This window comes from Enterovirga sp. CN4-39 (assembly GCF_049446235.1).
GTDB lineage: Bacteria > Pseudomonadota > Alphaproteobacteria > Rhizobiales > Beijerinckiaceae > Enterovirga.
The window spans coordinates 108947-127089 of record NZ_JBMSEF010000015.1 but is presented as its reverse complement, the minus strand read 5'-3'; the positions used below and the strand labels follow the sequence as shown (position 1 = coordinate 127089).

At 68.7% G+C, this 18143-nt stretch carries 11 protein-coding genes; 4 read left to right on the top strand and 7 right to left on the bottom strand.

Annotation, left to right across the window (positions count from 1 at the left end; all coding sequences use genetic code 11):
- Positions 1-113 precede the first annotated feature (113 nt).
- Both ACO2SS_RS21520 and ACO2SS_RS21515 read left to right on the top strand, forming a co-directional pair.
- The gene (locus ACO2SS_RS21520) at positions 114-6365 is read left to right on the top strand and encodes a HAMP domain-containing protein (protein ID WP_423279896.1); all 6252 of its coding nucleotides are present in this window, start codon (positions 114-116) and stop codon (positions 6363-6365) included.
- A gap of 19 nt (positions 6366-6384) precedes the next feature.
- Positions 6385-8544, top strand: coding sequence for a response regulator (locus tag ACO2SS_RS21515; protein ID WP_423279875.1), 2160 nt, complete (start codon positions 6385-6387; stop codon positions 8542-8544).
- 42 nt (positions 8545-8586) lie between these two features.
- Here the strand turns inward: ACO2SS_RS21515 and ACO2SS_RS21510 are convergent, their stop codons facing one another.
- Entirely contained in the window at positions 8587-8802 is a 216-nt protein-coding gene (locus tag ACO2SS_RS21510) for a hypothetical protein (RefSeq protein ID WP_423279874.1), read from the bottom strand.
- 276 nt (positions 8803-9078) lie between these two features.
- Between ACO2SS_RS21510 and ACO2SS_RS21505 the strand changes: the two genes are divergently transcribed.
- A complete protein-coding gene (locus ACO2SS_RS21505; RefSeq protein WP_423279873.1) occupies positions 9079-9360 on the top strand; it encodes a PilZ domain-containing protein in 282 nt (93 codons plus the stop codon).
- Between the two features lie 24 nt (positions 9361-9384).
- Here the strand turns inward: ACO2SS_RS21505 and eda are convergent, their stop codons facing one another.
- A complete protein-coding gene (gene eda / locus ACO2SS_RS21500; protein ID WP_423279872.1) occupies positions 9385-10032 on the bottom strand; it encodes a bifunctional 4-hydroxy-2-oxoglutarate aldolase/2-dehydro-3-deoxy-phosphogluconate aldolase in 648 nt (215 codons plus the stop codon).
- Positions 10033-10166: 134 nt separating this feature from the next.
- Here eda and ACO2SS_RS21495 point away from each other — a divergent pair, with 134 nt between their 5' ends.
- Positions 10167-11192 (top strand): methyltransferase, encoded by a 1026-nt coding sequence (locus ACO2SS_RS21495; RefSeq protein WP_423279871.1) that lies wholly within the window; start codon positions 10167-10169, stop codon positions 11190-11192.
- A gap of 36 nt (positions 11193-11228) precedes the next feature.
- Here ACO2SS_RS21495 and ACO2SS_RS21490 read toward each other — a convergent pair whose 3' ends face one another.
- The 5 genes from ACO2SS_RS21490 to ACO2SS_RS21470 all read right to left on the bottom strand — a co-directional run bounded on the left by ACO2SS_RS21490 (position 11229) and on the right by ACO2SS_RS21470 (position 18045).
- Positions 11229-14381, bottom strand: coding sequence for an efflux RND transporter permease subunit (locus ACO2SS_RS21490; RefSeq protein ID WP_423279870.1), 3153 nt, complete (start codon positions 14379-14381; stop codon positions 11229-11231).
- 100 nt (positions 14382-14481) lie between these two features.
- Positions 14482-15564 (bottom strand): efflux RND transporter periplasmic adaptor subunit, encoded by a 1083-nt coding sequence (locus ACO2SS_RS21485; RefSeq protein ID WP_423279869.1) that lies wholly within the window; start codon positions 15562-15564, stop codon positions 14482-14484.
- Positions 15561-16196, bottom strand: coding sequence for a TetR/AcrR family transcriptional regulator (locus ACO2SS_RS21480; protein ID WP_423279868.1), 636 nt, complete (start codon positions 16194-16196; stop codon positions 15561-15563). The genes ACO2SS_RS21485 and ACO2SS_RS21480 overlap by 4 nt, the downstream gene beginning before the upstream one ends.
- Before the next feature lie 676 nt (positions 16197-16872).
- Complete coding sequence (locus ACO2SS_RS21475; RefSeq protein ID WP_423279867.1) at positions 16873-17517, bottom strand: NAD(P)H-binding protein; 645 nt, start codon at positions 17515-17517, stop codon at positions 16873-16875.
- Between the two features lie 39 nt (positions 17518-17556).
- Positions 17557-18045, bottom strand: a complete 489-nt coding sequence (locus tag ACO2SS_RS21470; RefSeq protein ID WP_423279866.1) for a hypothetical protein — start codon at positions 18043-18045, stop codon at positions 17557-17559.
- Positions 18046-18143: the final 98 nt, after the last annotated feature.

Below are 18143 nucleotides of genomic sequence, written 5' to 3'. Positions count from 1 at the left end.
CGGCCGTGCCCCGGGGGGCGAGCCGGAACGGCGGCGCGCCGGCTTCCGGCCCGCATGGCAACGGCCAGGAAGCGGACAGCCACACGATCGAGCTGCTCGAGGCCCTGCAGGCGATGCGGCTGGGGGATTTCTCCGTCCGGCTGCCCACGCACCACACGGGCATCGCCGGCAAGATCGCGGACGCCTTTAACGACATCGTCGCCGCGAACGAGCGGATGGCGAAGGAGCTGGAGCAGGTCGGCCAGGTCGTCGGGCGCGACGGCAAGACCCGCAACCGGGTCCGGTTCGGCACGGCGCACGGCGCCTGGGGCGACATGGAGGAATCGGTCAACACGCTGATCGACGACCTCCTGTGGCCGACGACGGCGGTGACGCGGACGATCACGGCGGTCGCAAAGGGAGACCTTCTCCAGACCGTTCCGCTCGATGTCGACGGGCGCCCCCTCAAGGGCGAGTTCCTGCGCTCGGCCACGATCGTCAACGCGATGATCAAGCAGCTTTCCGTCTTCACGTCCGAGGTGACGCGCGTCGCCCGTGAAGTCGGCACGGACGGCAAGCTCGGCGGCCAGGCGCAGGTCTCCGAGGTGACGGGCGTCTGGAAGGACCTGACGGAAAGCGTCAACTCGATGGCGTCGAACCTGACCGCCCAGGTGCGCAACATCGCCGACGTCACCATCGCGGTCGCGAACGGCGACCTGTCCAAGAAGATCACCGTCGACGTGCGGGGCGAGATCCTCCAGCTCAAGGAAGCCATCAACACGATGGTGGACCAGCTGCGCTCCTTCGCGTCGGAGGTGACGCGCGTGGCGCGCGAGGTGGGCACGGAGGGCAAGCTCGGCGGCCAGGCGATCGTGCCCGGCGTCGCCGGCACCTGGAAGGACCTGACCGATTCCGTGAACGCGATGTGCGGCAACCTCACCGCGCAGGTCCGCAACATCGCCCAGGTGACGACGGCGGTGGCGCGCGGGGACCTCTCGCGCAAGATCACCGTGGACGTGTCGGGCGAGATCCTGGAGCTGAAGGAGACCATCAACACGATGGTCGACCAGCTGAACGCCTTCGCGTCCGAGGTGACGCGCGTCGCGCGCGAGGTCGGCACGGAAGGAAAGCTCGGCGGCCAGGCGCAGGTGCCGGGTGTCGCCGGTACCTGGAAGGACCTGACCGACAACGTCAACTCGATGGCGTCCAACCTGACGGGTCAGGTGCGCAACATCGCCGAGGTCACGACGGCGGTGGCGAATGGCGACCTGTCGAAGAAGATCACCGTCAACGTCTCGGGCGAGATCCTGGAGCTGAAGGAGACCATCAACACGATGGTCGACCAGCTGAACGCCTTCGCCGGGGAGGTGACGCGCGTGGCGCGCGAGGTCGGTACCGAAGGGCGCCTCGGCGGACAGGCCAACGTGCTCGGCGTCGGCGGCACCTGGAAGGACCTCACCGACTCGGTCAACTCGATGGCCGGCAACCTGACCGCCCAGGTGCGCAACATCGCGGAGGTCTCGACCGCCATCGCCAACGGCGACCTGTCGAAAAAGATCACCGTCAACGTCTCGGGCGAGATCCTGGAGCTGAAGGAGACCATCAACACGATGGTCGACCAGCTGAACGCCTTCGCCGGGGAGGTGACGCGCGTCGCGCGCGAGGTCGGGACGGAAGGCAAGCTCGGCGGGCAGGCGCAGCTCAAGGGCGTCGCCGGCACCTGGAAGGACCTGACGGACTCGGTCAATTCGATGGCCGGCAACCTGACCGCCCAGGTCCGCAACATCGCCGAGGTCGCGACCGCGGTCGCGTCGGGCGACCTGTCGAAGAAGATCACGGTCGACGTGCGGGGCGAGATCCTTCTCCTGAAGGACACCCTGAACACGATGGTGGACCAGCTTCGCTCCTTCGCGGGCGAGGTGACGCGCGTGGCGCGCGAGGTCGGCACGGAAGGACGGCTCGGCGGCCAGGCGCAGGTGCCGGGCGTCGCCGGCACCTGGAAGGACCTGACGGACTCGGTCAACTCGATGGCCGGCAACCTGACCGCGCAGGTCCGCAACATCGCGGAGGTCGCGACCGCGATCGCGAACGGCGACCTCTCGCGCAAGATCACCGTCGACGTGCGGGGCGAGATCCTTCAGTTGAAGGAGACGCTCAACACCATGGTGGACCAGCTCAACCGGTTCGCCTCGGAGGTGACGCGCGTCGCGCGCGAGGTCGGCACGGAAGGCAAGCTCGGCGGCCAGGCGCAGGTGCCCGGCGTCGCGGGAACCTGGAAGGACCTGACCGAGAACGTCAACTCGATGGCCTCGAACCTCACGGGGCAGGTGCGGAACATCGCGGAGGTGACGACGGCGGTCGCGAGGGGCGACCTCAGCCGCAAGATCACCGTGGACGTGAAGGGCGAGATCCTGGAGCTGAAGAACACCATCAACACGATGGTGGACCAGCTCAACGCCTTCGCGGGCGAGGTGACGCGCGTCGCCCGCGAGGTCGGCACCGAGGGCAAGCTCGGCGGCCAGGCGGAGGTGCCCGGCGTCGCGGGTACCTGGAAGGACCTCACCGACAACGTGAACTCGATGGCCGGCAACCTCACCGGCCAGGTCCGCAATATCGCGGAGGTCGCGACCGCGATCGCGGGCGGCGACCTCTCGCGGAAGATCACCGTGGACGTGCGCGGCGAGATCCTCCTCCTGAAGGAGACGCTGAACACGATGGTGGACCAGCTTCGCTCCTTTGCGGGCGAGGTGACGCGCGTGGCGCGCGAGGTCGGCACGGAAGGGCGCCTCGGCGGCCAGGCCGTGGTGCCGGGCGTGGCCGGTACCTGGAAGGACCTCACGGACAACGTGAACCTGCTCGCCGCGAACCTCACCACGCAGGTCCGCAACATCGCGGAGGTGACCACGGCGGTCGCGCGCGGCGACCTTTCGCGCAAGATCACCGTCGAGGTGCGGGGCGAGGTGCTGGAGCTGAAGAACACCATCAACACGATGGTGGACCAGCTGAACTCCTTCGCGTCCGAGGTGACCCGCGTCGCCAAGGAGGTCGGCACGGAGGGCAAGCTCGGCGGCCAGGCTCAGGTGCCCGGCGTCGCCGGCACCTGGAAGGACCTGACCGACACCGTGAACGTCATGGCGGCGAACCTCACCGAGCAGGTGCGCGGCATCGTGAAGGTCGTGACCGCGGTCGCGGACGGCGACCTGAAGCAGAACCTCACGGTCGCCTCGAAGGGCGAGGTCGCGGCTTTGGCCGAGACCATCAACAACATGACGGACACGCTCGCGACCTTCGCCGACCAGGTGACGACCGTCGCCCGCGAGGTCGGCGTCGAGGGCCGTCTCGGCGGCCAGGCGATCGTGCCGGGTGCGGCCGGCACCTGGAAGGACCTGACCGACAACGTGAACCTGCTCGCCGCGAACCTGACGACACAGGTGCGCGCCATCGCCGAGGTCGCGACCGCGGTGACGAAGGGCGACCTCACGCGCTCCATCCAGGTCGCGGCGCGGGGCGAGGTCGCCGAGCTCAAGGACAACATCAACACGATGATCGGCAATCTCCGTCTCACGACGGAGCAGAACACGGAGCAGGATTGGCTGAAGACCAATCTCGCCCGGTTCACCAACATGCTGCAGGGGCAGCGCGATCTCGCGACGGTCGGCCGGATGCTGCTGTCGGAGCTGGCCCCGCTCGTCGAGGCGCAGCATGGGGTGATCTACCAGGTCGATACCGGCGAAGGGGCCCCGACCGGGCTCCGGCTGCTCTCGGCCTATGCGGATGACGGGCTGGGCGGCCATCCCGAGCGCCTCGCCATGGGCGAGGGGCTGATCGGCCAATGCGCTCGCGACGCCCGCCGCATGCTCATCACGGAGATCCCCCCGAACGTGATGCCCATCGGCTCGGGCCTGTTCAAGGCCGTGCCGAGGAACGCGATCGTCCTGCCGGTGCTCTTCGAGGGGCAGGTGAAGGCCGTGATCGAGCTCGCCTCGCTCGGCACCTTCACGGACCTCCAGATGTCCTTCCTGGAGCAGCTGACCACGTCGATCGGCATCGTGCTCAACTCGATCGAGGCGACGATGCAGACGGAGGGCCTGCTGACCCAGTCGCAGCAGCTCGCGGCCGAGCTCCAGACGCAGCAGCGCGAGCTGCAGCAGACCAACGAGCAGCTCGAGCAGAAGGCGCAGCAGCTCGCCGACCGCAACAACGAGGTCGAGGCGAAGAACCAGGAGATCGAGCAGGCCCGCCGCGCATTGGAAGAGCAGGCCGCCGAGCTCGCGCTCACCTCCAAGTACAAGTCCGAGTTCCTGGCCAATATGAGCCACGAGCTGCGCACGCCGCTGAACTCGATCCTCATCCTCGGCCAGCAGCTCAGCGACAATCCCGACGGCAACCTCTCGGGCCGGCAGGTCGAGTTCGCGCGCACGATCCACGGCGCCGGGACCGACCTGCTCAACCTCATCACGGACATCCTCGACCTGTCGAAGATCGAGTCGGGGACGGTCTCGGTCGAGGCGGAGGAGATCTACTTCTCGAACCTCCTGGAGGTCATGGCGCGGCCGTTCCGGCACGAGGCGGAAAGCCGGCACCTCTCCTTCGACGTCAGGACTGCCCCGAACCTGGAGCGGAGCCTGATCACGGACGCCAAGCGCCTGCAGCAGATCCTGAAGAACCTCCTGTCCAACGCCTTCAAGTTCACGGCGGATGGGGGCGTGACCCTCAGCGTCTCGCCGGTCGCGAGCGGGTGGAGCCCGGACCATCCCATCCTGAAGCACGCGCCCTCGGTCGTCGCGTTCGAGGTTTCGGATACCGGCATCGGCATTCCGCCGGAGAAGCAGAAGATCATCTTCGAGGCCTTCCAGCAGGCCGATGCCGGAACGAGCCGGAAATACGGCGGCACGGGCCTGGGGCTGGCCATCAGCCGCGAACTCGCCGGCCTGCTCGGCGGCGAGATCCAGCTCCGCAGCGTTCCCGGCAAGGGCAGCACCTTCACGCTCTACCTGCCGCTCACCTATGTGGGCACGCCGGTGCAGCAGGCGCGGCCGGCCCGCCCACATGACGGACGCCGCGCGGACGTCCAGGAGCGGCCCTCGCCCCCGACCTCCTCGGCGCCCTGGGCCGTGGCGGCGCTCGCGAAGGCCGCCGGCGCCAAGCTGTCGGATGCCGCGACGAGCGTGGACCAGGAAGTCCCGGACGACCGCAACCGGATCGTCCCAGGCGACAACGTCCTGCTGATCGTGGAGGACGACGCCCATTACGCCCGGGTGATGATCGATCTCGCCCGCGACAACGGCCTGAAGGTGCTCGTCGCCCGCCGCGGCGCCGACGCCCTGGCGCTCGCGCGCGAATTCAAGCCGACGGCGGTCTCGCTCGACGTGTTCCTTCCCGACATGATGGGCTGGACCGTCCTCAGCCAGCTCAAGCAGGACCCGGCGACGCGCCACATTCCGGTGCAGATCGTGACCATCGACGAGGACCGGCAGCACGGGCTCGCCCGGGGTGCCTTCTCCTTCATGTCGAAGCCCACCACGGCGGAAGGGCTCATGAGCGCGCTCACGCGCATCACGACCTTCGCGCAGCCGCGCCGGCGCCGGCTCCTCGTCGTGGAGGACAATGCGGCCGAGCGGCTGAGCGTCACCGAGCTCCTGGGGCACGGGGATATCGACATCAGGACGGCGGAGACCGGGGAGGAGGCGCTGGAGGCGCTGCGGACCGAGCCCACCGATTGCGTCGTGCTCGACCTGAAGCTGCCCGACATGTCGGGCTTCGAGGTGCTCGAGCGCATCCGGGACGACGCGACGCTGGCCGACGTGCCCGTGGTGGTCTTCACGGGCCGGGAGCTCTCGGCGGAGGAGGATGCCCGGCTTCACATGCTGGCGAGCAGCGTGGTGGTGAAGGGCGTCGAGTCCCCCGAACGGCTCCTGGACGAGACGGCGCTGTTCCTGCACCGGGTGGTGTCGGACCTGCCTGTCGAGAAGCAGCGCATGATCGAACGCCTCCATTCCTCGGACGAGGATCTGGTCGGCCGGACGGTGCTGCTCGTCGACGACGACGCGCGCAACATCTTCGCTCTGTCCAGCGTTCTCGAGCGCCGGGGCATGAAGGTGCTCACGGCGACGACCGGGAGCGAGGCGATCTCCATCATCGAGTCGGAGCCGGATGTCGCGATCGTGCTCATGGACATCATGATGCCGGGAATGGATGGCTACGAGACGATGCAGGCGATCCGGGCGAACCCGTCCTTCCGTCGCCTGCCCATGATCGCACTCACAGCAAAGGCCATGAAGGGCGACCGAGAAAAGTGCCTCGAGGCAGGAGCCTCCGATTACCTCGCCAAGCCCGTGAACACCGAACAGCTGCTGTCGGCGTTGCGCATGTGGCTCCACCGCTAAGGCCCTGGAGACAGAGATCGTGCTCGTCCAGGACCCGGACCGGGTCAACATCCTGCTCGTCGACGACCAGCCGGCGAAGCTGCTGAGCTATGAGGTGATCCTCAGCGAGCTCGGGGAGAATTTGCTCCGGGCAAATTCGGCCCGCGAGGCGCTGGAGCACCTGCTGAAGACGGAAGTCGGCGTCATCCTCCTGGACGTCTCGATGCCCGAGCTCGACGGCTTCGAGCTCGCCACCATGATCCGCGAGCACCCGCGCTTCCAGAAGACCGCGATCATCTTCGTCTCGGCGATCCAGATCACCGAATTCGACAGCCTCCGCGGCTACGAGGCGGGCGCGGTCGACTACGTGCCGGTGCCGGTCGTGCCGGAGGTCCTGCGGGCGAAGGTGCGGATCTTCGCCGAGCTGTACCGGAAGACGCGCCAGCTCGAGCGCCTGAATGCGGAGCTGGAACAGCGGGTTGCCGAACGCACGGCCGCCCTGGAAGCGTCCGCCGCCCGGTTGCAGGAGAGCGAGCAGCGCCGAACGCTCGCGCTTGCCGCGGGCCAGATGGGCTCGTGGGATTGGGACCCGCGCACCGGCGAGGTCGCCTGGGACGCCGGCCAGTTTCGGATCTTCGGGCTCGATCCCGCGAAATTCAGGCCGACCTTCGAGGCCGTGCGGCCTTTCATCCAGCCGGACGACCTGAGCCGCGTCGAGGCGCTGATCGTCGCGGGCTTGCCCAGCTCCGGCACCTTCCAGACGGAAGTCCGGGTCCTGCGCCCGGACGGGGACGTCCGCTGGTGCATCTGCGCAGGCGCGGTGACGGGAGGGGGCGACGCGGGCGGCTGGAGCGGGCGCCTGGCCGATGTCGTCCGCGTCAGCGGCGTCACCATCGACATCACGGAGCGAAAACGGGCGGAAGACGCCCTGCAGCAACTCAACGAGGAACTCGAGCACCGCATCGAGGAGCGCACGCGCGAGCGCGAAGTGGCGCTGGCCCAGCTCTTCGAGGCGCAGAAGATCGACACGATCGGCCAGCTCACGGGCGGCGTCGCGCACGACTTCAACAACCTGCTCATGGCCGTGCTCGGGAGCCTGGAGCTCCTGAAGAAGCGCATTCCGGTCGATGATGCGCGCTCGCGGCGCCTGCTCGACAACGCCGTCCAGGGTGCCGAGCGCGGCGCGGCCCTGACCCAGCGGCTGCTCGCCTTCGCGCGCAGGCAGGAGCTGAAGCCGGAGACCGTCGACGTCTCGAAGCTCATCTCCGGCATGGAGGATCTGCTGTCGCGCGCACTCGGTCCCGCCGTGATGCTGAACAAGCATCTTCCGCAGGACCTGCCTGCCGTCAGCGTGGATTCGAACCAGCTCGAGCTGGCGATCCTGAACCTGGCCGTGAATGCTCGGGACGCGATGCCGCTCGGCGGCTCGCTGTCGATCTCCGGACGCGAGCACAGCGTTTCGCAGGGTGACGCGGAGGCGCCCCGGGAGCTCCCTCCAGGTCTCTATGTGCGCCTGGAGGTCGGGGATACCGGGCTCGGCATGGACGAGGCGACGCTTGCCCGCGCGACGGAGCCCTTCTTCACCACCAAGGGACCCGGAAAGGGAACCGGCCTCGGCCTGTCGATGGTCCAGGGGCTCGCGGTGCAGTCGGGCGGCGCCATGACGGTGACGAGCCAGCCGGGCCAGGGAACCACGATCGCGCTCTGGCTGCCGCAGGCGGAATTCGCCGAAGCGAAAGCGGTCGGCCAGGCTCCCTCGACGCCCGAGCAGGATTCCGTCCCGGCCCATCCCGAGCTGACCGTGCTGGTCGTCGACGACGACATGCTGGTGGCGGCCGGGACGGCCGCCATGCTGGAGGATCTCGGGCACCGGGTCGTGGAGGCGAATTCGGGCGCACAGGCGCTCGAAGCGCTACGAGGGCTCGGCCAGGCGATCGACGTCGTGATCACGGATCACGCCATGCCCGGCATGACGGGGCTGGAGCTCGTGCAGCACATCCAGGAGAGCCACCCCACGCTCCCGGTGATCCTCGCGAGCGGCTATGCCGAGATCGAATATACGGCCGGCCCCGTTCTGGTGCCGCGGCTCGCCAAGCCGTTCCGGCAGAGCGAGCTGGTAGCCGCGATTGCCGCCGCGCGTGGCACCGGGGCCGGTTCCGGGCTCGCCAGCAACGTCGTTCCGCTGCCGCTTCACGCCTGAGGGGGGGCGCCTTCCCGGGCGCCCGCGATGGGATGCGGGGCGTCAGCGCGGCTTGTCGGCAGCCAGGATCGCCTTGAGGCGCCCGCGGTCGAGGGACCGGTCCGGCTTCAAGGCCGTGCGGGTTTCCGGCTGCAGCGGCGGCTTCATCGACACGAGCCGGTCGAGTCCGCCGCGATCCAGGAACCCGCGCGCGCTCCAATCCGCCAGGGCCGTCAGGATGGTCACGAACAGGCCCGCCATGGCGACCCTGCTCGTCATCCTGGCGACGCCTCGCTTGGACAGGTCGGGCCGGACGGGCGCCAGCCAGGCCTGAACCTTCCGGGACCACGGTACCGGGGCGGGGGCACGGCGTGGGGCTGGGGCTTTGCTGCGAGGTTCGGGCACGCGCGAAGAGTGCCTCGAACTGGTTAAGCGAGGTTTGCAGAACTATCTCGCAAAGCGGATCCAACGCAGATCGATCGGATTGCAGCGATCGATTTTGCGCCACCTTAGCGGGAAGCGGAGACTATCCGCCCCGGGTTTCGTCGAGGCCGCATGTTCGGATTGTTTCGATCCAAGCCAAAGCCACTTTCGCTCATGGAGCGCAGGCGCGCGGAGCGCGTGCCCGTGCGCCTTCCGGCCACCATCGTGCTGTCGAAGAACAAGTCGCTGCCCTGCCACACGATCAACGTGTCGGCGAGCGGCGCGAAGCTCGAGGTGCCGCGGGATCGCATGCTGCCGAGCGAGTTCGAGGTTTTGGTCCCGGCCCGGAAGCTGCGGCGCCGGGCACGGCTCGTCTGGCGCAGCGAGGATACGCTCGGGGTGCAGTTCGTCTGACGGGGCGGGCGCGTCCCGCCGACCTCAGCGCCCGAGCTGCGCCGCCTCGCGCGCGAGGGTTTCGACGCGGCCCCAATCGCCCGCGCTGACGGCATCCTTCGGCACCATCCACGAGCCGCCCACGCAGGCGACGTTGGGGCAGGCGAGGTAGTCGGGCGCGCTCTTCAGGTCGAGGCCGCCGGTCGGGCAGAACCGGACCTCCGGGATCGGGGCCGAGACGGATTTCAGCCAGGCGGTGCTGCCCGAGGCGCCCGCGGGAAAGAACTTCAGGAGGTCGAAGCCGAGTTCCAGCAGGAACAGCGCTTCCGACACCGTGGCGCAGGCCGGCATGGCCGGCAGGCTCGCCTCGGCCAGGGCCTCCGCCATCTTGGGCGAGGTTCCGGGCGTGACCAGGAGCTTTGCGCCGGCGTCGGTCGCCTGCTCGATCTGCTTCGGCCGGATCACGGTGCCGGCCGCCACGATGGCGTCCGGCACGTCGCGCGCGACAGCCTCGATGCAGCGCAGAGCGGAACTCGTGCGCAGCGTGATCTCGACGACCGGAAGGCCGGCCGCGACCAGCGCCCGGGCCAGCGCGACCGCCTGATCGGCGTCGTCCACCGTCACGACCGGAATGACGGGAGCGAGCGCGGCATAGCCGGCGATCGTTTCGCGCTTGGTGTCGAAGCGGGGCATCGGCGAGCACTCTTAGGCGCGCAGGCGTGAAAGTCCACCCAGGCCGCCGGTGCCATGTGTCATCTGGAACGACCCGGCAATCACGCCGAAATGGCCCGCCCGTAGACCCTGCTCGTCCACGATCAGGGTTGCACATGACGAAGGTTACGGTCGCCTCTTCCGAGAAAATCCTGCAGCTCGGCATAGCATTCTGGGGATCGAAGACACTGCTCAGTGCCGTTGAGCTCGGGATCTTCACGCAGCTGGCGGCAAACGGGCCGATGACACTCGCAGACATGCGCGAGCGAGCCGGGTTGCACGAGCGCGGTGCACGCGATTTCCTGGATGCGCTCGTCGCGCTCGGAATGCTCGATCGCCTGCCGGACGGGCGCTACGCGAACACGGTGGAAACCGACCGGTATCTCGACCGCGCCAAGCCGTCCTATGTCGGCGGCCTGCTCGAGATGGCGAATGTCCGCCTCTACCCCTCTTGGGCCCGGCTGACGGACGCGCTTCGGACCGGAGGGCCCCAGAGCGAGTGTCGGAACGACGAGCCGGGGCTGTTCGAGGCGCTTTACGCCGATCCGGAGCAGCTCGAGCTCTTCCTCGGGGCCATGACCGGGCTCAGCCTGCCGACCGCCCGTGCGATGGCGACAGCCTTCCCCTGGCGCGACTGCCGGAGCTTTGCGGATATCGGCTGCGCCCAGGGCGGGCTCACGGCCGAGATCGCCCGTGCCCATCCGCATCTGTCAGGCATCGGTTTCGACCTGCCGCCTGTCGCGCCCGTCTTCGAGCGCTATGCCGCCCGGCACGGGCTCGGCGAGCGCCTCCGCTTCCAGTCCGGCGACTTCTTCAAGGATCCGCTGCCCCGGGCCGACGTGATCGTCATGGGAAACATCCTCCACGACTGGGACCTCGACGAGAAGCGGATGCTCGTCGCCAAGGCCTACGATGCCCTGCCGAGCGGCGGCGCACTCGTCGTCTACGACGCGATGATCGACGACGATCGGCGCGAGAACGCCTTCGGCCTCCTGATGAGTCTCAACATGCTGATCGAGACGCCCGGCGGCTTCGACTACACGGGCGCCGATTGCCGCTCCTGGATGGAGGAGGCGGGCTTCCGCGACGTCTCCGTCCAGCACCTCCAGGGGCCGTATTCGATGGCGGTCGGGCGCAGGTAGCCGCGCCCGCCGGGGGCTGCCGCGCCCGGCCGCCGATCACTCGGCCGGGGCCGGCAGGTGATCGGCGCCGCCCTTCGGCTCCATGCGGCCCGCCTTCCTGTCCGCCCGGCGGGCGCGCCGGGCAGCGCGCCATTCGGAGATGTTGGCGAGCCCCATCAGCATCGCGGGGGTCACGACCAGCGTCAGGATCGTCGCGAAGCCGAGGCCGAAGACGATGGCCGTCGACAGGTTGATCCACCACTGCGTCGACGGCGCGCCCATGGCGATGTCGCGGTGGACGAAGTCGATGTTGATGCCGAAGGCGACCGCCAGCACGCCGAGCACCGCCGTCACGGCCGTCAGCACCACCGGCCGCGCACGCTCGCGGCAGGTCTCGAGGATTGCGTCGCGCGCCTTCCAGCCCTCCTCGCGCAGCCGGTCGTAGGTGTCGATCAGCACGATGTTGTTGTTCACGATGACGCCGGCATTCGCGATCACGCCGATGCCGCCCATCACCACGCCGAAGGCCTGGCCCATCACCATGAAGCCGATGAGCACGCCGATGGTGGAGAGGACCACGGCCGAGAGCGTGATGGCGACGGACGAGAACTTGTTGAACTGCGCGAGCAGGATCGCGAAGATCAGGAACAGGGCCGCCCCGAACGCCTTGACCAGGAAGGCTCCGGCCTTCTCGCGCTCCTCGTCCTCGCCCTTCATCCTGAAGGTGACGCCCGGCCCGAGATCCGCCTGGCGGAGGGCGTCGGCGACCTCCTTCTGCACGACCGCGCTCTGGATCCCCTCCGCCACGTTGGACGTGACGGTGACCACGCGAATGGAGTTCACGCGATTGATCTGCCCCACCTTGGGGGCGGGCTTGCGGGCGACGAAGTTCCCGATCGGAACCGAGCCCGCGGGCGTGTTGATCCGAAGCTCGTCGAGCTGGTCGAGCGAGCGGCGGTTCTCGGGGAAGCGCACGAGCACGTCCACCGACTTGTCCGTCTCGATCGGCCGGTACTCCGTGACCTTGAGGCCGTTGGTCACGAGCTGCACGGCCGCTCCGACGGAGGCGGGGGTCGCCCCGTATTTGGCGGCTTCCGCCTTGTCGACCTCGAGCCGCCAGTCGATGCCCGGCAGCGGGAGGCCGTCGTCGACGTCGCGCGTATCGGTCCGGGCGCGCAGGATCTCGGCCGTCTTCCGGGCCGCATCCGGGAGGTGCGTCGGGTCGTAGGAGCCGAGCTGGACGGTGATCGGCTTGCCGGTCGCCGGCCCCGCCCGCGGCTTCGTCACCTCGATCATCACGCCTGGGATGTCGCGGGTACGCTCGCGGATGTCGTCCATGATCTTCGAGGCAGGACGGCGCTGGCGCCAGTCCACGAACTCGAACTGGATCGTCCCGACCGTGTCCTCGGTCACCTCGTTCGAGCCGCGCTGGCCCTCGCCCGCGCGGGCATAGATCGTGGAGAGCTCGGGCATGCCGAGGAGCCGCTCCTCGACCGTCCGGACGAGCCGGTCCTTCTCCGTGATGGCGATGTTACCGCGCGCACGGACCTGTACGAGGCCGTAATCCGGCTCGACATTGGGGAAGAACTCCACCCCGTTGCCGAACCTGCCATAGGCGAACATCACGCCTACGAGCATCGCGCCGGCGAGCATCAGCGTCCCGCCGGGACGCGCGATCGCCGCGCGCACGATGCGCATGTAGAGCCCGCGCTCGGCCATGCGCTCGTCGTGCAGATGCGTCGGGGCACGGCCGAGGAGCGCCCCGAGCGTCGGGGTGAAGAAGAGCGCCACCACGAGCGAAGCGGACAGCGTCGCGATCAAGGTGAGCGGCAGGTACTTCATGAACTCGCCGACGATGCCCGGCCAGAACATGAGCGGCGAGAAGGCGGCGACGCGCGTCAGCGTCGCCGAGATGACCGGCCCGGCCATCCGCTTGGCGGCGAGGGAATAGGCCGCCTTCGGCTCCATGCCCTCGGCCATCCGGCGTTCGGCGAATTCCGACACGATGATCGCGTCGTCCACCAGCATGCCGACCGCGAGGATGAGCGCGAAGAGCACGACGATGTTCACCGTCAGCCCCGCCATCTGCAGGCCCAGGATGCCGGTGAGGAACGAGGCCGGGATCGCGATGCCGATGAAGAGAGAGGCGCGGCCGCCGAGCACGACCAGCATGATCACGAAGACCAGGAGCACGGCCGTGATCACGCTGTTCTGCAGCTCGTGCAGCATGTCGCGGATCGTCTTCGACTTGTCCTGCGTGAAGGACACCTCGACCGTGCCGGGCCAGCTCTCCTTCATGCGGGCCATCGCGGCCTTCACGCCGTCGACCGTGTTGATGAGGTTGGCGCCGGTCCGCTTGACCACCTCGATCGTGATCGCGGTCTTGCCGTTGATCCGGGTGACGGAGGTCGCGTCCTTGAAGGTCGGCCGCACCTCCGCGACGTCGCCCAGCGTGACGGAGGCGGCGCCGGACGCGGCGATCGGGTAGCCGAGGATGTCCGTGGGGGTCTCGATGAGCGAGGGCACCTTCACGGCGAAGCGGCCGGACTGGCCCTCGATCGCCCCGGCCGCGACGAGGCTGTTGCTCGCCGCGAAGGAATTGATGAGGTCCGTCAGGTTGATGCCGTAGCTCTTCATGAGCATCGGCTCGGCGATGATCTCCACCGCCTCGTCGCGCGCGCCGCGGAGTTCGGCCGAGAGCACGCCCGGGAGCCCCTCCAGCACGGTCTTGGCCTGGCGGGCGAAGCGCAGCAGCGTCCGCTCCGGCACGTCGCCGCCGAGCGCGACCACGATCACCGGGAAGAGCGAGAGGTTGACCTCCTGCACGATCGGCTCGTCGGCGTCGCGCGGCAGGTCCTTCTTGGCCATGTCCGTCTTGGCGCGGACGTCGGCCAGGGCGCGGTTGGCGTCGAACCCGGCCTCGAACTCGACCAGCACGTAGCCGCCGCCCTCGAAGGCCTGGCTGCGCATCTCCTTGATGTTGGAGACGGATTTCAGCTGCGTCTCGAGCGGGCGCAGGATCAGCCGCTCGGAATCCTCCGGCGAGATCCCGCGCTGCGACACCATGATGTAGACGATCGGGACCTTGATGTCCGGTTCGGCCTCCTTCGGGATGGAGACATAGGCCGACAGGCCCGCCACCAGCAGGAAGAGCAGGACCGAGATCGTCAACCGCGCATGGCTGATCGCGTAATCGACGGGATTCTTCATGGCAGCTGTTTCCACCCGCTCACCCCGGCGGAAGCCGGGGTCCAGCGGCGGCGTGGCACCTGGATGCCGGCTTTCGCCGGCATGAGCGGAGGAGGGGAGATCACCCCTGCGCGCGGGCGGGGACGGCCTCGACCGTCTCGCCCTCCTTCACGAAGTCCTGGCCCTCGACGATCACGCGGGCGCCGTCCGGCAGGCCGCCGAGCCAGAGGCTCTGCGGGCCGTCTTCGACCACGGAGACCGGCGCGAAGGCGACCTTGCCGTCCGGGCCGACATGGCGGATTCCGAGCTTGCCCTCGGACGAGAACGTCAGGGCGGAGCGCGGCACGCGGGCGGCCGGCACGGCGGCGAGCAGCAGATCCACCTCGGAGGTGACGCCATCCGGGATCAGGCCGCCCGGGTTCTTCAGCTCGATATCGACCCGGTAGGTGCGCGTGCCGGGGCTCGCCTTCTTCGAGACGAAGCGGATCGTTCCCTCCGTCTTCTGGCCGGTGACGGTCCTGACCTCGGCCTTGCCGCCGGGCTGGACGCCCGGAAGCTGGCGCTCGGCCACCTCGATGACGGCCAGCATCGGGTCGAGCGCGATGATCTCCGCCACGTTCACGCCGGACATCATGACCTGCACGGCCTGGCCGACCTCGACCGGGACATCCACGACGACGCCGGAGATCGGCGCCACGACCTCGCCCTTCTTCTGCTCGAGCTCCGCTTGCGCCAAGCCCGCCTCCGCGGCGCGGAGCTCGGCCTCGAGCTGCGGCTTGTTGATGGACGGGTAGGAGCCGAGCTCGATCAGGCGCAGGCGCGCCTCGGCCTCGGACTTGCGCTGCTCCAGCCGCGCCTTGGCGCCAAGGACCTGCGCGATCCGCGCCTCGTCCGACAGCGTGGCGATCACGTCGCCGGCCTTCACGACCGAACCGCGCCGGACCTTCAGGTCGAGGATCACGCCGGAGACGCGGGCCACGGCCCAGACCTTCCGGTCGGCCTCCGTGCGGCCGGAGAGCGTGATGCGGCGCTGGTGCATGCGCTGCTCGGTCGGGACGACGGCGACCTTGAAGTGCGGTGCCGCGACCGGCTCCTTCATCTGCAGGGAGGCCTCCTTGGCGGAGTCGCGCCCGAGCACGCCCGATCCGATCCAGACGCCTCCGCCGATCACGAGCGCTGCGGCCGCAATGCGGGACGGTTTCATGGCCTGACCTTTTCGGGCTGGGTTGCGCACACCGCGGGAACGGCGCCCGACACCAGGGCGCAGATAAGGTGCATGATCGCCGGGATCTCGCGCGCCGGCTCGTAATCGGGGAGGGTGGCGCGACGGACCATCACGCCGTCGGCCAGCGTGCAGATGAGGGTCGCGATGGTGCGCGTATCCATGGCGGGGCTGATGTTCCCCGCCGCCGCCGCCGCATCCAGAAGCGTGGTGAGACGCTCGACGACCTCGTTCGCGAAATCAGCCGTGAGCTTCGCGCAGGCCGGGTTGCGGGTGGCTTCGCACCAGATCTCGAGGCAGAGCACCGCCTTCTCGCGCGGCTCGTCCTCGAAATGGCGGCGGCCGAGCTCGGCGAAGCCCGCCATGAAGTCGCGCCCCGCCTGGTCCATGATGGCGAAGCTCTCCGCCACCTCGCGCCGGTCGCGCTCGGACAGGCCGGCCACGATCGCATCCTTGGACGGGAAGTAGCGGTAGAGATTGCCCGCGCTCATCCCGGCTTCCGCCGCGACGTCCTGCATGGTCGTCCGGTGAAAGCCCGAGCGCACGAAGCAGGTCTCCGCCGCATCGAGGATCCGCGTGCGGCGGTCGACCCCGTTCTGGTTAGCCTGGAGCATGGTCGCCCAAATTGAGAATGAACGTTCATTCTCATTGACCTGGGTTTGTGTCAAGCCGCGCGCCGCCTGCCAACTCCACCCGCTCATCCCGGCGCAAGCCGGGATCCAGTTCCAAGGTGAGCCTGGGCACCGGCTTTGGCCGGTGCGAGCGGGGGCTTCACCACCGTCATTGCGAGCGCAGCGAAGCAATCCAGCTCTCCGCCCAGTCCCCTGGGTCGCTTCGCTGCGCTCGCGATGACGAGGCGCTTGACAGGTCCAGCATTTATTCCTATATCTCCGTCACTCGTCTCCGGCGAGGGAACGGCGGTCGACACCGGACACCGTTGGCGGAGGCGAGGGCGGGTCCCAGGGTCGCGGTCCGGTAGGCCGTGGCGCCCGGGCGGCTGACCGGGCGTGTGCCCAGGGGCCGAAAAGACCGCCGCGGGACGCCGGGAGGGACCTGGCAAATCCGCTATCCACCATCACCGAAGGCCGGAGAACCGGCGTCCCGCTTCCTCACACGATCAGCTCTTTGACAGCACCCGTTCTGACCGACCCCGGACCGGGGACGGACGGCGCGTGGGCGCTTCCCCGCTCATCCCGGCGAAAGCCGGGATCCAGCCCCTGGGCACCGGCTTCCGCCGGTGTGAGCGGAAGAGCCACCGCCGCCGCTTTCGAGGGGCAGGCTCTTCCGCCTTCAGACGAGCATCTCGGAGGAGATCACGCGGGTCCCCGGCAGCCCTTCGGCCACGCCCTCGACGAGCGCCGCCGCGATCCGGCCGGCCGGGTTGATGCGGTATCGCTGCGGCAGCACGGGGCCGAGAACCCCGAGCGCCACCGAGGCGATCGCCTCCATGGCGCGGAACTCGCCGCGCTCGCCGCCGATGAGGCCGGGGCGGACGATCGTGAGGGAGGGGTAGCCGAGCTCTCCGATCAGCTTCTCGACCTCACCTTTCGTGCGAGGGTAGAGCAGGCGGGACGAGGCGTCGGCACCCAGCGCGGAGTTGAGACCGAAACGGGTCGCGCCGGCCGCGCGCGCCAGGCGCGCGACGGCGAGCGGATAATCGAGATCGACGCGGCGGAACGCGTCCGCCGAGCCGGCCTTCGCCCGGGTGGTGCCGAGCGTGCAGATGGCGGCATCGACCGCCCACCATGCCGCCTCCCGATCCAGCCGGTCGAAGTCGACGAGAGGGTTCTCGAGCTTCGGATGAGCGGCGAGCCGGCGGCGTGTCGGCGCGACGACCGAGCCGAAGCGGGCGTCGGACAGGAGCTGGGCCAGCACGTGCCTGCCGACGAGGCCCGTCGCGCCCGCCAGCAGGACGGAAAGCGTCCTTCCACTCATGCCGTCCTCCCCTGAACCCTCCGCCCGCCGCGGAGCCGCTCAGTTGATAGGCTTGATGCTGCCGAGAATGGAATCGATGTCCTTGCCGTGCTTGGCCTGCTCCTCGTCCGAGCCCCACAGCGTCAGCATGATGACGCGCTCCTTGCCGGCCGGAATGAAGGCGAAATTGACGTTGGTCGGGCCGTTGTCGTCCTTCGCCTTGAACTTCAGCACGGAGCCCTTCACGCCGTTGAAGTCGAGCTCGAGCTCCTCGGGCTTGCCCAAGGTCTTGATGTTCATCTCCTTCAGCCATTGCTGGTTCAGGTCCGTCATGGCCTTCACGCGCTTGCCGGCCGCGTATTCGACATAGAATGTCACGTCATTTTCGGGCGACTGGGCCGAATAGCCGAAGTCGATCTCCTGCATCGTCCAAGTGTTCGGGATCGTGAGAGTGACGGCAGGATCGTCGGATGGCACGGCGAGATTCTTCGCCCACGCGGACGACACCAGCGCGACCGCCATGGCGGCCCCGATAAGCAGCTTCTTCATGACTATGTCCTGAGCTTGAGGCGCCGTTCTTGATGCGATCTCCCCAAAGACCGCGCGGCGATACGGGCGGTAGGGCGCTCGCTAGACTTCGTCAATAC

What these genes read in the sequence shown, in the direction of transcription:
- eda (WP_423279872.1), bottom strand. Translation starts at nt 10,032, where the DNA reads ATGCCCCGCTTCGACACCAAGCGCGAAACGATCGCCGGCTATGCCGCG.
- ACO2SS_RS21475 (WP_423279867.1), bottom strand. Translation starts at nt 17,517, where the DNA reads ATGAGTGGAAGGACGCTTTCCGTCCTGCTGGCGGGCGCGACGGGCCTC.
- ACO2SS_RS21520 (WP_423279896.1), top strand. Translation starts at nt 114, where the DNA reads ATGCGGCTGGGGGATTTCTCCGTCCGGCTGCCCACGCACCACACGGGC.
- ACO2SS_RS21505 (WP_423279873.1), top strand. Translation starts at nt 9,079, where the DNA reads ATGTTCGGATTGTTTCGATCCAAGCCAAAGCCACTTTCGCTCATGGAG.
- ACO2SS_RS21485 (WP_423279869.1), bottom strand. Translation starts at nt 15,564, where the DNA reads ATGAAACCGTCCCGCATTGCGGCCGCAGCGCTCGTGATCGGCGGAGGC.
- ACO2SS_RS21480 (WP_423279868.1), bottom strand. Translation starts at nt 16,196, where the DNA reads ATGCTCCAGGCTAACCAGAACGGGGTCGACCGCCGCACGCGGATCCTC.
- ACO2SS_RS21470 (WP_423279866.1), bottom strand. Translation starts at nt 18,045, where the DNA reads ATGAAGAAGCTGCTTATCGGGGCCGCCATGGCGGTCGCGCTGGTGTCG.
- ACO2SS_RS21490 (WP_423279870.1), bottom strand. Translation starts at nt 14,381, where the DNA reads ATGAAGAATCCCGTCGATTACGCGATCAGCCATGCGCGGTTGACGATC.
- ACO2SS_RS21495 (WP_423279871.1), top strand. Translation starts at nt 10,167, where the DNA reads ATGACGAAGGTTACGGTCGCCTCTTCCGAGAAAATCCTGCAGCTCGGC.
- ACO2SS_RS21510 (WP_423279874.1), bottom strand. Translation starts at nt 8,802, where the DNA reads ATGACGAGCAGGGTCGCCATGGCGGGCCTGTTCGTGACCATCCTGACG.